General features: G+C 48.2%; 17 protein-coding genes. 6 read left to right on the top strand and 11 right to left on the bottom strand.

The annotated features are described in order from the left end of the window. Positions 1 to 290 precede the first annotated feature (290 nt). The 5 genes from OCL06_RS14855 to OCL06_RS14835 all read left to right on the top strand — a co-directional run bounded on the left by OCL06_RS14855 (position 291) and on the right by OCL06_RS14835 (position 5,251). Entirely contained in the window at positions 291 to 974 is a 684-nt protein-coding gene (locus tag OCL06_RS14855) for a BON domain-containing protein (RefSeq protein WP_262995957.1), read from the top strand. Positions 975 to 1,254: 280 nt separating this feature from the next. Next, a complete protein-coding gene (locus tag OCL06_RS14850; RefSeq protein ID WP_262995956.1) occupies positions 1,255 to 1,434 on the top strand; it encodes a hypothetical protein in 180 nt (59 codons plus the stop codon). 194 nt (positions 1,435 to 1,628) lie between these two features. Next, the gene (locus OCL06_RS14845) at positions 1,629 to 1,979 is read left to right on the top strand and encodes a hypothetical protein (protein WP_262995955.1); all 351 of its coding nucleotides are present in this window, start codon (positions 1,629 to 1,631) and stop codon (positions 1,977 to 1,979) included. Next, positions 1,966 to 2,844 (top strand): MlaA family lipoprotein, encoded by an 879-nt coding sequence (locus tag OCL06_RS14840; RefSeq protein WP_262995954.1) that lies wholly within the window; start codon positions 1,966 to 1,968, stop codon positions 2,842 to 2,844. The genes OCL06_RS14845 and OCL06_RS14840 overlap by 14 nt, the downstream gene beginning before the upstream one ends. Next, positions 2,801 to 5,251, top strand: coding sequence for an MMPL family transporter (locus OCL06_RS14835; RefSeq protein WP_262995951.1), 2,451 nt, complete (start codon positions 2,801 to 2,803; stop codon positions 5,249 to 5,251). Before OCL06_RS14840 ends, OCL06_RS14835 begins: the two co-directional genes overlap by 44 nt. Before the next feature lie 438 nt (positions 5,252 to 5,689). Here OCL06_RS14835 and OCL06_RS14830 read toward each other — a convergent pair whose 3' ends face one another. Together OCL06_RS14830 and OCL06_RS14825 are read right to left on the bottom strand one after the other, a co-directional pair. Beyond that, positions 5,690 to 5,884 carry a hypothetical protein gene (locus OCL06_RS14830; protein WP_262996244.1) on the bottom strand — a complete coding sequence of 65 codons (195 nt, stop codon included), beginning with the start codon at positions 5,882 to 5,884 and terminating at the stop codon, positions 5,690 to 5,692. A gap of 34 nt (positions 5,885 to 5,918) precedes the next feature. Beyond that, on the bottom strand, positions 5,919 to 6,095 hold the full coding sequence (locus tag OCL06_RS14825) for a DUF1328 domain-containing protein (protein WP_018982048.1): 177 nt from the start codon (positions 6,093 to 6,095) through the stop codon (positions 5,919 to 5,921). A 237-nt stretch (positions 6,096 to 6,332) separates the two neighbouring features. On the opposite strand from OCL06_RS14825, the gene yfbR reads away from it, so the two are divergent. Further along, positions 6,333 to 6,995 carry a 5'-deoxynucleotidase gene (gene yfbR, locus OCL06_RS14820; protein WP_262995946.1) on the top strand — a complete coding sequence of 221 codons (663 nt, stop codon included), beginning with the start codon at positions 6,333 to 6,335 and terminating at the stop codon, positions 6,993 to 6,995. A 4-nt stretch (positions 6,996 to 6,999) separates the two neighbouring features. Here yfbR and OCL06_RS14815 read toward each other — a convergent pair whose 3' ends face one another. The 9 genes from OCL06_RS14815 to OCL06_RS14775 form a co-directional block, all read right to left on the bottom strand. After that, positions 7,000 to 7,455: a DUF2383 domain-containing protein gene (locus OCL06_RS14815; RefSeq protein ID WP_262995944.1), complete on the bottom strand. Its 456-nt coding sequence runs from the start codon at positions 7,453 to 7,455 to the stop codon at positions 7,000 to 7,002. Positions 7,456 to 7,710: 255 nt separating this feature from the next. Further along, positions 7,711 to 8,271, bottom strand: a complete 561-nt coding sequence (locus OCL06_RS14810) for a CC0125/CC1285 family lipoprotein (protein ID WP_262995942.1) — start codon at positions 8,269 to 8,271, stop codon at positions 7,711 to 7,713. 14 nt (positions 8,272 to 8,285) lie between these two features. Next, on the bottom strand, positions 8,286 to 8,543 hold the full coding sequence (locus OCL06_RS14805) for a hypothetical protein (protein WP_262995940.1): 258 nt from the start codon (positions 8,541 to 8,543) through the stop codon (positions 8,286 to 8,288). Further along, entirely contained in the window at positions 8,540 to 9,055 is a 516-nt protein-coding gene (locus OCL06_RS14800) for a hypothetical protein (protein WP_262995938.1), read from the bottom strand. Before OCL06_RS14800 ends, OCL06_RS14805 begins: the two co-directional genes overlap by 4 nt. After that, positions 9,055 to 9,381, bottom strand: a complete 327-nt coding sequence (locus OCL06_RS14795) for a DUF883 domain-containing protein (protein WP_262995936.1) — start codon at positions 9,379 to 9,381, stop codon at positions 9,055 to 9,057. The genes OCL06_RS14800 and OCL06_RS14795 overlap by 1 nt, the downstream gene beginning before the upstream one ends. Positions 9,382 to 9,599: 218 nt before the next feature. Then, a complete protein-coding gene (locus OCL06_RS14790; RefSeq protein WP_262995934.1) occupies positions 9,600 to 11,591 on the bottom strand; it encodes a response regulator in 1,992 nt (663 codons plus the stop codon). A gap of 15 nt (positions 11,592 to 11,606) precedes the next feature. Next, positions 11,607 to 12,059 (bottom strand): response regulator, encoded by a 453-nt coding sequence (locus OCL06_RS14785; protein WP_262995932.1) that lies wholly within the window; start codon positions 12,057 to 12,059, stop codon positions 11,607 to 11,609. Further along, complete coding sequence (locus OCL06_RS14780; protein WP_262995930.1) at positions 12,052 to 13,563, bottom strand: sensor histidine kinase; 1,512 nt, start codon at positions 13,561 to 13,563, stop codon at positions 12,052 to 12,054. The genes OCL06_RS14785 and OCL06_RS14780 overlap by 8 nt, the downstream gene beginning before the upstream one ends. A gap of 5 nt (positions 13,564 to 13,568) precedes the next feature. Beyond that, the gene (locus OCL06_RS14775) at positions 13,569 to 13,793 is read right to left on the bottom strand and encodes a hypothetical protein (RefSeq protein ID WP_262995928.1); all 225 of its coding nucleotides are present in this window, start codon (positions 13,791 to 13,793) and stop codon (positions 13,569 to 13,571) included. Positions 13,794 to 13,805: the final 12 nt, after the last annotated feature.

The following is a 13,805-nucleotide window of genomic DNA, read 5'->3' as shown; positions in this document are numbered from 1 at the left end:
CCTAACCGTAACGGCTCTTTGTGGTATTAGGTCAGCAAATGAAGCGATTCATACCTCTTTCTTCACATTACTGACTGACAGTACACGCATGCTATTCAATAATCATTCCGAATGTCAGTCTCATAGTGTAGCAAACCGGTAAAAAATACTGTCGCGGACGTAAAGGTTGCAGCAAAAGTGCGACAGTTGAGCCGCATCGCAAATCGATAAGTCACTGGAATACATTGACTTATCTGAGTTGGCAGACAATTCGCATTAGCATGTATGTTTCACACAAAGGAGAAGCTGCTATGAAACGTTCAATACTTTCTTTAATTGTTGCGGGTGTGTTGTCCACCTCGGCTGTTGCAGATGACAAAACATCAGGAAACAACTGGGAAAAAGGTGCCAAAGATGCATGGATAGATGGTAAAGCGGAAGCCACTTTATTATTCAATGGCAACCTGGACTCGTTCGACATCAACACAGATGTCCGTAACGGAGAGATAGTGCTTACCGGTAGCGTAGAAAATTCAGTAGATAAAAAGCTGGCAGAAGAGCTGGTAGCTAATATCGAAGGCGTGACATCGGTAGACAATCAGCTGTCAGTAACTGACAAGCGCGACCGCGCCGATGAGCTTGCGGATGCCGCCGACGAGATGGAAGAAGAGGCAGATGAAGTAGCCAATAATGTTGAGGAAGAATCTGAAGAAGTTGCCAACAATGTTGAAGAAGAGTCAGAAGAGGAAATAAGCGCACTCACGGACGCAAAAATTGCGACGGTAGTTAAAACCCGCTTGTTGATGGATTCTGATATCTCCGGTTTCGACATTGATGTGGATGTAGAGAATGGCATCGTGACTCTGACTGGCGAAGTCGACACAGACGCAGAGCGAGACCTGGCGGTACAGATTGCAAAAAATGCTTCAGACGTAGTAAACGTGGAAGCTGATTTGAAGGTAGTTAACGAAACGGCAATGTCGACAACAAAATAAAGTTTGTTGAGCAAAATAGGAAAGAGCGCTTCGGCGCTCTTTTTTTGTTTTTACCGAGAAAAGTTACATGAATGTAATTTTTACTCAAGGGCAGGTAAAGCTGACGACAGCGATGCGAAAAGAGATGCTCATTGTCTGACCAGGTTATACTAAAGGCTATATATGGCGCGCCATGCATGTTTTATAAAAAACTGGATCAGATCTTGAATGTCTTAGTATTCAGGCAAAGCATTGTGGCCATACACAACTGCTCGTCAATTGGTTAACGAGGACATTTCACATGAAACTGCTAAAACCTAAGTTCCCACCTAAAGCTGAGAATCGTTTTCAAGAGTTTTTGCGGAGTCAGCCAGTGTATAACTGGTTCGACAGATATGAGAAAAAAAGCAATGCAGCCGTCGATGCTATTGCCCAGAGTGTGGATGACTCTGAAAGCTGGTTAGCAAAACGAGCTGGCTAGTAAAGCCGGAATAAGGGCAATATCTTCGCACTTTTTTGTAGTTATTGCCCTCCCTCTTCAAACTCCCTTCCATTTTTATATTACCCCCCCCTTATAAATAGCTAATTTTCAACACCTTACGATTTTTATTTGTGTGGATTTCTGGTACGCCCCCTGCATTAACTATTACAGTGAACAAATGTGAGGTGGTTACAATGCAATTCGTCAAATTATCAAGTGTCGTCCTGTTGGTAACTCTGCTGCTCGTAGTCACCAGCAAATCGGACTCTATCGTGGGTTTTGTCTCTTCTGCAGAAGCGGGTGCCCAAACAGGCTACCCGGCTGAAGAAATTGCGCAATTGGAAGGCCTGCTTCATAGTGCGCAATTTAATTTAGGTGATCGCGATCACTTTTTGCGTAAACAGCGTATTGAGCACTACATAAGCCGTGCAAAGCATTACCATCAACATGAATGGTATTACAACCGGGATGAAGCTCTGGAGCGGGCTAACAATATCCTGACGCATCACGAACGAATGGAAAACAGTGCCTATGCGAGTCTATAAGCAGTTTTTACTGGCCGTTGCCGCAGGCTTTTTATCAGCCTGCGCAAGCCCACCGGACAAGGAGGTTGAACCGGCTAAGCCAGTTGCTGCGAATAAGACCGAAAATGCTAAGGTACGGGATCTGTCTGCCGGTGAAACTGTCACCGTAACAACCTCTCAGGGCACTATGGAAGTGGAGCCCGCCGTGGTTGCCATCACCGACGCCCAAACCTCCCCAGACGTTACCCAGGATGTTTATTATCATGATCCCTGGGAAGGAATGAACCGCGCCATCTTCTCGTTCAATCACTACCTTTATAGTTATGTGCTATTGCCTGCTGCGGACGGTTACCGTTACGTGGTGCCGGCGGTGGCAAGAGATAAAATCGGCAATGCTTTTAATAATATCCGCGAACCTCTCAACTTAGTGAATAATACGTTCGCCGGCGAGTTTGACGAGGCAGGGACCAATTTAGGCCGCTTCATAATTAATACAACTGTGGGACTGTTTGGCCTATTTGACCCTGCGACAGACTGGTTTGATCTCGCTCCCGAGAAACAGACCGTGGCTGACACGCTCAGCCAGCATGATATTCGCGCTGGCCCTTATCTGGTGTTACCGCTATTAGGCCCCAGTGATTCACGCGGCGCGTTTTCTACAGTGACTGAGAGCGTCTTACACCCCATTAACTTTGTTGCTGAACCGCCAGAAAGTTATCAACTGAGATTTTTCGACGGCTTCGATGACTTCTCATCGCAAGCCGACACCTACCGCTCACTCTATGAGAATGCGGAAGATCCATACCTTTACTTCAGAAACCAATATATACAGGGAAAGCGTCGTGACGCAGTCTTCAGCAGCGACAACCAGCCACAAAATCCTTAATACCCTTGCTCAGGCCATTATTTCTGCCCGCTGGGTAATTATTGCAGTTTTTACTGCAATAATTGCGGTGGCCATATTCTACTTGCCGCAGTTCAAAATTGATGCCTCAGCCGATACCCTGCTGGTTAAAGACAATAAGCTCTATATCCGTACCCAACTCGCTAACGAAGTTTTTTCACCGGAGGAGTTCATCCTGCTGGCGTATGCACCTGAACAACACGCGTTGTTCAGTGATAAGACGTTTAACGATATTAATAAGCTTTCCTCCCAGATCCGAAAGCTGGAGCGGGTGGAAGCGGTAACTTCAATCCTCACCGTGCCCCTTGTTGACAATGCCGACGCCCTGACGGGCGGGACCGATGTGAGCTCACTGACCTGGCAACAACAGCGGTATTCACCGCAAGTGATGAAAGAGCTGATTGCCGGGCATCCTATCTTTACTGATTTGCTTATCAACCGGGAAGAGACCGCCACCGCCATCCAAATCGTTTTCAGGCCAAACCCGGAATTGCGTGCGCTGGAAAAACAGATTACTGACATCCAGGCCAAGCTACTGGAAGGTGAGCTTACTGAACAACAGCAAGCTGAGTTAGCACAGCTTAAGGCTCAGGCTGATCCGATCCGGCAATCGCTTTCTGAGCAACGGCAAAAGGAAATTGCTGAAATTGAGAAGATTGCTGCAACGGTTAGCGACAGGGCAGATACCTATTTAGGGGGAAGTTACGTTGTCGGGCAGCACCTTATTGACATCATCAAATCAGATCTACAAATGTTTGGCAGTGCCATTGCACTGGTTATCGCGATTATGTTGGCGGTATTGTACCGTTCGGTAAAGTGGGTGGTATTTCCTATACTCGCCTGTGCTGTGAGTGTGCTGATAACCATGGGTTTATTCGGCATGCTCGATATGCGGACCACGGTAATCTCTGCGAACTTCATTGCACTGCAGCTCATTCTGACGTTAGCGGTGATGATTCACCTCATTGGCAGCTACCGGGAAATAAGTCGGGATGAACCCGGTTTATCACAGCGAGAGCGGATAAAAGCCACGCTGATTGATAAGCTGTCACCTTGTTTTTATGCCACGCTGACCACCTCGGTAGGCTTCGGCTCACTGATTTTCAGCGGCCTGCAGCCCGTGGTGGATTTCGGCTGGATGATGCTTGTGTCCATGTTGGTGACAATGTCGGTGAGCCTGCTGTTGTTTCCTGCACTGTTATGCTTTGTCTCTAAGTCTGCTGAAACGAATGAGTTTACTGGCTTGCAGCGGGTGCTGGAAAGGTTACGCCAGTGGGCGCTTCATGCGCCTAAACGGGTATCGTCCGTCATCTTATTGGCTTTTGCGGTTACTGCGTTCGGGCTGCCGAAGTTGGATGTGGAAAATTCATTTATTGATTATTTCGACACCGATACACAGGTTCATCAGGAGCTGGCATTTATTGATAAGCAATTCGGTGGTTCGACCCCGCTGGATATTATCTTAGACATCCCCGAACATGTTCAGAACGAGCAGCTGGTACTGTCTGCCGATATGGTTAATCAGTTGCAGCTGGTACAACAGGCCGTAGAAGCATTTGAGGCCACCGGCAGTGTAACGTCGCTGGCTAATTTTACCGCACTGGCAAAGCAACTGAATGACGGGATGCCGCTAACCGAATATGAGTTAACCAGTATTTATCACCTGTTAGATAAACAGGTGGTAGAGCAGCTGGTAGGCGCCTACTTCTCTGCCGAGGAAGAACAGTTACGTATTGCCGTTCGCATTCAGGACACCACTAAAGACCTTGATCGCGAAACGTTTGTAAAGCAACTACGCCAGGACCTGAGCACGGTGGGCGTCGACGAGCAGTCATACTCACTCACCAACCTGTTTATTCTGTATCAGGATATTCTGAGCCGGTTATTCGACTCACAGATAAAGACACTGGGCATTGTATACGTTGTGTTGGGGTTAGTGCTGTTGGCTATTTTCCGGTCAGTGAAAGTGGCGTTAATCGCCCTGGTACCCAATATCCTCACCACGCTGGGGATACTGGGTATAATTGGCTGGCTGGGTATTCCTTTGGACATTATGACGATAACTATCGCCGCCATTGCGATGGGAATTGCGGTTGATGACACTATCCACTTTCTGCACGCCTGGCTTGAAGGAGCCGAAAAAAGCAATAGCGATGAGCCCGCTGAAGCCGCCTCCCAGCGCGCGTTCGGACATACTGGGCTGGCCATTTTCTATACTACCAGCATCATTGCCATCGGCTTTTCACTGTTTGGCTTTTCTAACTTTTTACCCAGTGTTTATTTCGGTTTGCTCACCGCTACCGCTATGATGATGGCACTGGTAACGGATACCACCCTGTTACCAGCGTTGCTTGCCTTGTTTGTCACCAAACGAAAAGCACAAGCCTGAACAAGATTGACTAGAAGTAATGGCGACGAGTCGCTGTAGCTATTGTGTGGCTTGTGCCGAGTGGCGTTGAAAGCGGCCATTGTCGTAAGTAATTAGCAAGGGGAACCGCGCATGAAGTTTTCCATCAGGCGGTGTGGCCAGACTGGCTGGTGGTGGCAGGTTAGCAATATCGGTCAGCGCATGTGCTGTTGTATGTCTCCCTCACCGCTCTGTGGTTTTATGCAAACGGTAGGAGGTGTGCAAATGCCGGTTGTGGATATAGCAGAAGCAATCCGGTCAGCATGTGAGCAGTCAGTGAGATTATGCCAACTCTTCTAACCGAGGTGATAGCGGAGGCCCAATGCGGGAAGGGGAGGAGTATCGCAACCGGCCGGTGTGATCCGTACGGACACAAAAAAACCAGGCATGTGAGCCTGGTTTTTTTAGTCGGACTGGCTGTTAACAGTCGTCATCTTCGGCGTCAACGCCCTCTTTAACATCTTCACAGGCGTCCTCTACAGCGTTACCTGCGTCTGTGACGACTTCGTCCAGCTCTTCGCCAGCATCTTCCGCTTCACCGTCACCACAGGCTGCCAGTGAAAAAGCAAACGCGGCTACCATCAATGTTTTCAAAAATGCTTTATGTGTCAACATAGTCCTTTCTCCAAATCCTTAATAAAGTGTGTTGTTATACTTTCGGTGATTTACCGCGCAATGCATTGGCGATTAACGAAATAACCAAAAGTGCTACGAATACGAAAAACAGGAACTGAGCAATGCCTGTAGCTGCACCGGCAATTCCACCGAAGCCAAAAACTGCTGCAATAATGGCGATAATAAAAAATGTAATGGCCCAACCTAACATAAGATAATCCTCTTATCGTTTCCTTAACTCACATACAGTTATGCTTGAAGTGTGCCACAAGTGTAACTTGATGATATCAATGGCTTTTTAATTTGGTGTGAAAACGGGGAGCAGTTTTTACTCACCACTATTACAGTATAATCTGCACTTTTTACATAGCGAATTTCCCCGTAAACGGGCATGAGCATGGAAGGCTTTCTGGTATACTTTGTTTTTTGAATTACAGGTAGGCAAGTGATGGCGAAAACACACTCAGCATTTATCGGACTGATGCAGCGGGCCCGCAATGTAAAACGATGGCCCTTAATGGCTCAGTTCCAGGAGGAAATGCTGTCCACCCACGTGTATGAGGCTGCTGTAGTGGCCCACATGTTAGGCACAATTGCCGCTGATGTCTTAGGAGAGGACGTGCAACCGGATCGTGTTGCCAGCATGGCCTTGTTTCACGAAGGCAGTGAAATTGCTGGTATGAGTGATATACCCAGTCCGGTTAAATATCATGACCCTGAGACCACGGCGGCGATTAAAAAGCTGGAACGCCGGTTTGAGGCAATGCTGATCCAGACGCTGCCAGAAGCCCTGCAGCAACGGTATAAGCCATTAATCGAACAGGACAAAGAAGATATTCATGTACAGCTGGCAAAAGCGGCTGATGTACTATGCGCCTATCTTAAGTGTGACTATGAGTTATCTAAATCTAACTCAGAATTTGCGAATGCGATGCACGAAATGGATATTCAGTTGGCAAAATACCGTGAAATGTTCCCCAGTGTAGATTATTTTTGCCAAGTGTTTTTGGAAGATGCTAAAGGGACGCTGGATGAGCAAACGCGCGACCTGGATTGGGTGGAACACGCCAACACTATGCATTTAAAAGATGCTGGCGCTCAAAAAGATTAACCCGTTACGCGATTTGCGAGACAGCAGCACTGTGTAACGAAAGCATTTCGTCATGACATTGCTGCATGCGGGTGCGAACCAAGCGCAGAGTAGACGCCTGTTCCGGAGGAGGCCCCACATCCAGTGCTTTATCAATGGCGTGTAAGATACTTTCTTCTACCTCAATAAGCTGCTTCATATAGGTGTAGTCGTGGTCACTGGCGATAGTGGCCAGAATAGAGGTATACAGGTGTCTGAGCTCTATACAGCCGTTACTGCCTGCCTTGGCATTGTCCTTTTCCAGGTTGGATAAGGGCTGTAACGTATTTATTGCACGCACCTTTTCTTCCTGCATTCTGGTAAACATTGCCTGATAATTTTCAGATGCAACATGAGAGATAGCGTCAGCATAAAAGCTTGCGCCACTGTTTAATTTTTTAACAATGTCCGTGATTTCTCCGACTGGAGAAGAAGAATGCATAACTGCCTCCGTATATGCGTAATATCGGTCAATCGTCGTTTATATTATCGATGCATCAACTGTTCCATGCCTATTCTCCTTTGGTATAAATCTATAAGATGTTGTTTTACAGGTGTTTTTATGGTGGCGAGGCTGGAGGGGACGCTGAGTTGTTGCTTAGCAGGGGAAGGGGCTCAGTCAGCTTAAGAAAATCTTACGAGGAATGTGTAGAGTTGGCTCGTGCCCGTGGCCACGGGCGCGAGATACAGGGATAAATTAATCTGTTTCCGGACGGTTATTTAATACTTCACTTACCCGCAGCGCGTTGCCATCGGTACTTACCTGGCTGTCACCAAAGCGGACTAATATTGAATAATACACGTCCTTAGTAGGTACATTATCTACTTCCACTTCGCCAACAGGGCCATCAAATGGCTGGCCGACTTCCTGGCATCCTGACATGGTGCATTGCTGCTCAGGAGGAAACACGTGACCTTCCCGGCCTTCTTTCCTGACTATTTTCTTCGCAGTGGATTTTTTACGCTGGATATCGGTTTTAACGACTGTAAGCCAGTCGTACCCCTGGCGCTTCGCAATTTCCGCTCCACGCAGAACAGTGTACTGCTGGACGAGATCGGCGGGGGTATTTTCTGATGCTTTAAATAAAATCCGGTATTCAGAATCGCTTAACTGAACACTGGAATACCCGTAGGCATTTTCAGTTTTGGCGGCCTGATACGGGGTAGGGCCTGGTGACGAGGTGGTGGAACAACCCCCTAGTGTGAGCATCGCGGCCAGTGAGCAACTTACAAGCTGAATTCGTGAGAACATGGGCATAAGCCATCCTTTTCTTAAATTGCATTGAGAACAATTGTACGTAAGAACGTGACTACCGCTTGTCTGCGTCTGGACGGCGGATTATCCGTTGTTGCTCCTTTGTACGCACCAATACCGAAAAAGGTCAGTAGGGCAGCAGGTGAAGCTGCGAGCAATCTGGCATTCATTTTCGCGCGACCAAAAGTATGGTCGGTGCGTCGCTGTGCAATGTGGTAGCGCTGTTTACTTACCTCTACCTGGTGTAATTCGCGCTGTAAGAACAGGTTTTTCATTTCGCCTCCCCGCGTTCCTCTTTGCCGTTGGGGATCTGGCCCATAAGACTATTAAATACCGGCATTAGGCTCATGTGCTTATACGCATCACGTGCTACCTTAACGGCAAATACGCCCAGGCCACCATTGATCAACAGCAAACCCGTGGTAATGAGCAGGTAATGGATACCAGCCTGATAGCAGGCAATGGCAAGTGTTATATTAACTATCAGCCAGCAGAAACAACCCAATACGGCGGCAGCGCCAGCGCTGAGACCAGTGACCACGGCTGATTTTTTCACCAGTGCCGATTCAGCAGCGACTACGTCTGCCAAAGCAAGCATCTCATCATACTTCTGTGCGTAGGTGTCTTTAAAAGCCTGGATGGTGTCACTGACGGTGGTATCGTCTTCCGGCGTCTTTTCGGCCCGACAGGCATCTGCCCGGCCAGTAGAACTGGTCGGGCAGTACATGTTCTCGGTTTCAGGTGAGAACGACGCCTGTCGAAAATCCGGTTGGATTAACTGAGTCATTATCTCTTACGCAGAATAGAAGTCAGGAACATGCCTGCTGCAAATGCGATGCCTGCAGCGGCGACCGGATTCTCTACTGCGTATTTACGGATAGAAGAAGCTTGCCACTTCTGCTTGGCTAAGCGCTGACGAGCAGCCATGTTTTCTGCTGAAGCAGAGGCCGTGTCCCGCAGGTTTTCCTCAGCAACACTCGCTGTACCTGCCAGCTTATCTACAGAGCTGTGTAACGTTTCCTGCAACTTGTCCGTCATTGGATGAGTTGAGTCAGTTACGCTGTTCGCTTTTACTTTCGGAGTTTTGGGTACCGAAGTTGATTGTGTTGCCATGATGTATCTCCTTATGATTTACGAATACACCAGTGGCAGGTGCAAGCCATATACCACAAAATAAGTGCCTGAATTTAAAGCCATATATTGGTTTCATTACTTTGAGGAGGGTAAATTACCGTAAAACTTGCAGCGTGCGGATGTAATAATTTCGTGGGGTGAAGAAGGAAAGAAGGTATGACCGCCAAAATGGCGCAGTCACTGGGTGGGGTCAGTGACTAACTGTCTGCAAACAGATTGGTAAGGTCGTCTTTGGAAACAGGTTTAAGCAGGGCACCACTAATTCCCAGTTCCTCCATCCGCTCCGGCTCTGGCTCATTACCGCTGACGACCACAAGTTTGGCGCCCGATTGCAGGGCGTTGATATCGTTAGCCAGGTCATAGCCATGGTAATCAGGCAACGTGAGGTCCATCAGAATAATGTCAAACACGTTCCGTTTAAGCGTATTAAGTGCATCCGTTCCCGTGTTGGCAATAATGACGTCATGGCCCTCATGCACGATAAGCAGCTGAATAAGCTCCGCCGCATCCTGGTCATCTTCAATAATGAGCACTTTCTGGCTCTTTTTGGTGGAGATCTCATGATTATGCGCCCGCTCTTTTTCGTGATCGTTAGAGGGAGCTGGCCCGGCGGTTCGTATCAGATATCTGTCGAGTACCCCGGTTAATTCAAACCGATCTATGGGTTTACCTATGACGCCGTCAAAGCCTTCATCCAGTAGAGACTGCTTTAACCCTTTTCTGCTGGCCGCGGTCACAGCCACTACGGCCACATTGCAGTTGTGACGACGAATAGCTTTAAGCGCATCGATGCCATTCATAACAGGCATGTGAATATCCATCAGCACTAAATGAAAAGGGCGCTGATCTTTTTCGGCTTCGAGTACGGCTTCCAGTGCTTTCACCCCGTTTTCTGCATACGCAACGGTGGCGTGACACTGACTGACGAGATGGCCGGTGAGTCGGCGTATCTCCCGTAAGTCATCTACAATCAACACCCGACCGGACACATGCAATGTCAGTTTGTCATTTTCCCGGGTACAGGTGCGATCCAGTTTTAACTCTTCGCGAGGTTCTCCTGAGATGTCACCGGGATTAATGGTAAAGGAAAATACGCTGCCTTTGCCAAAGACGGAATCCACATGAATTTCGCCCCCCATTTTATGCACCAGTTCCCGGGAGATGGCCAACCCCAGGCCAGCACCGCCATGGTTAGCACGCATGACATCTTCAATTTGCTCAAAGGGCTGGAATATACTGGCCAGCTTATTCTTCGGCATGCCAATACCGCTGTCTTCCACTTTAAACAGCAGCATTTCCGGTTCACTTTCCCGCAGAGGTTTGATGGTTTCCACATACACGCGAATGGTCCCGGAGTCGGTAAACTTGATGGCGTTACTAAGCAGGTTGATCAGAACCTGACGTAAACGGGTGGGATCGGTGGTGATATGTTCCGGTATCTCCGACTGAGCGATGAGGTCCAGCTTCAGACCTTTGTCCTTGGCGGCAAGACCCATTAGCGCGTGGAGGTCGGTTAAGAAACCGGTCAGGTTAACTTCTTTGGGAGTAAGCTCAAGCTTGTTCGCCATAATTTTAGACATGTCTAACATGTCATTTAGCAAACTCAGCAAATGCTTGCCGTTAGAATGAATAATGGATAATTCCTGTTCCATCTCCATATTCTGCTTTTCATCCAGCAAAAGTTCGGTATAGCCCAGGATGGATGTCAGCGGGGTACGCAATTCATGGCCAAGATGAGCCAGAAATTTATCCTTCGCCTTGTTCTTTTGTTCGACCTTGTGACGCTCAATACGCTCGTTTTCAATTTCTCTGCGTACCATGGCATAGCGCATCGTACGCATAAACCGGGGCGTTTCTATTTCACTTTTGGTCAGATAGTCTGCTGCGCCTGCGCGCATCACCATTTCATCGACTTTGCTGTCCGACTGGCCGGTGAGGATCACCACGGGTAGGGTGATCTGGTTTGACTTCAGTACTTCGAGCACATCAATGGCATTTTCGGCACCTAAAATGTAGTCGAGCAGACATAAATCAAAGCTCTGTCTTTTAAGCACACTTAACGCGTCGGCACTGTTGGTTACCCACGTAATCTTGAAGCGAGGCTCTTCACACTGTGACAGGTAATCTGCCGTCAGGTAATAGTCATCCTCATCGTCTTCAACCAACAGGATCCGAATTACATCAGTCAAACCAGTACCTCAATCTTAATCGTGAGGGAGTTCTACGAACTCAATCCAGTATTTACCCAGCGCACGCATAAGGTCTACCAGACCTTCAAAGTTCACGGGTTTGGTAATATATGATGCACATCCCAGGTCATAGCCTCGCAGCATATCCTCTTCCTCTTTAGAGGTGGTCAGGATGACCACAGGAATACTTCTGAGTTTAGGGTCGCTCTTTATCTCCTGCAGGGCTTCACGGCCGTCTTTACGGGGCATATTTAAGTCGAGCAGAATTAAGCTGGGGCGCGGTGCGTCTTTTGGATCGCTGTACTTGCCTTCTCTTCTGAGAAATTCTAGCAATTCGACACCGTCTTCCACGCAGAAAAGGTTGTTTAAAACCCGGCTTTCTTTCAACGCATCAACAGTTAGCAAGCGGTCGTCTTCATCGTCGTCCGCCATCAGAATATTAATGGGTAATGCTTGTTTATCAGTCATTGCTGACCACTCCCTCTGAATTGTTAGTTGCGAATGGTTCCCCGTCAATCGGGATTATTATTGTAAAAATAGCGCCTTCGCCAGGAACACTGTCTGCAGCTATTGTGCCATTATGGCGCTCCACAATGCGACGGCATACGGCCAACCCAATGCCCGTCCCCTTGTAGGCACTTCTGCCGTGCAAACGCTGGAACGGAGCAAAGATTTTCTCAGCGAACGATTGCTCAAAGCCAATGCCGTTGTCGCTGATAGTAATCTTTTTCCACTGGTATTGTTCGGCGTGCAGTAACCCGTGCACATCAGCTTCTGATGCATCCTCACAGGTGACGGTAATTATCGGTTTTGTATCAGGTTTTCTGAACTTAAGGGCATTGGACAGCAGGTTCAGTGTCAGTTGTTCGAACTGAGACTTGTCGGCCTGGATGGTAGGTAGCGGGTCTACCGAGACACTGGCATCTGCTTCTTCAATAGCAATCTCCAGATCGCTAAGCACTTGCGCGAAAACCTCATCCAGGTTCACCTCAGAAAACTCTTTGCCGCGGGTAGATACCCGGGAGAATGCCAGCAAGTCACTAATTAACATGGACATACGCTCGGCAGCATTCAGCATACGCTTTAAAAAGTCCTGGCCGCGTTCGTCGATAACGTCGCTGTAGCCGGAGTCCAGACGGTTGCCGAACGCACGTATTTTACGCAGCGGTTCCTGCAGGTCATGGGAGGCAACAAACGCAAAATCTTCCAGTTCGCGGTTACTCCGCGCCAATTCGTCTGAATAGACTTTCAGTTCCTGAGTACGCTCCTCAATTTTCGACTCCAGCCTCGCGTTACTGTCTTCCAGCGTTTGCTGATGGCGCAGACTTTCACGCACGTTCATCTTCAGCAACACAAAAATGGCGATAATCAGAAAGGCCGTCGAGGCAGCTGAAATGATTAATGTATTGACTGAGTCGCTACGCAGTGTCATCAGACTTTCGAGATGCTCACCCTGCATACTTCGCTCAGACTTGTCGATAATGTCGAACAGGTTTTCGAACTCTTCATATAATACCAGCCCCCGATCGCTGCCCTGCAATTCGCGAGCTTCTTTCAGGTTGCCTTCCCGGGTCAGTTCGACCACGCGGATAATGGTATTAAGTTTAGCTTTGGCGAGCCTGAGCAGGTTCTCTATGCGGGAAACCTGGCCGGGTAAATCAGACGCTAACCCACTAATTTCTACCTGATCAATTAATCCGTTAATCTGGTTTAGGGTTTCCGTGTAATTAGCCAGGTACTCTTCTTCCTGCGTGAGCAAATAGCCACGCTGGCCGGACTCCGCTCGGAGTACGGCCACGTGTAGCGTATTAAGGCTGTTTATTACCCGGTTGGTAGTGAAAATTCTGGCTTCAAGGGAGGCCAGCTCTTCCAGCGTATGTACTACATAAAAAGAGTTGGCTGTGATAACAAGGAGCACCACAGCCACCATTGCCACCCAGCTATACAGCGATGACAGGATCTTTTGAAACATGTCGCTTATTCCGGTTGCGAGTCACTCAGCTCCGTCATCATGGTAGTGAGCGAGTCACTGCATGCTTTCGTACTGGCGATAATTTTATCCAGCGCTTCTACAGCTCGTTCGGTAGGAACATCGCCGTTGAGGGCCATTTTTACGAGCTCCGCCTGCATCGATATACGATTCAGCGGTTTCCTTGCATCGTGCACATGTTTTGATAGCAGGGTTAATTCTGATTCTGTCATGGCTTATCCTTT

It is taken from the genome of Alteromonas salexigens, assembly GCF_025628895.1.
GTDB classification, from domain to species: domain Bacteria; phylum Pseudomonadota; class Gammaproteobacteria; order Enterobacterales; family Alteromonadaceae; genus Alteromonas; species Alteromonas salexigens.
Note: the sequence above shows the minus strand (reverse complement) of the source record. Positions and strands in the feature narration are given on the sequence as shown.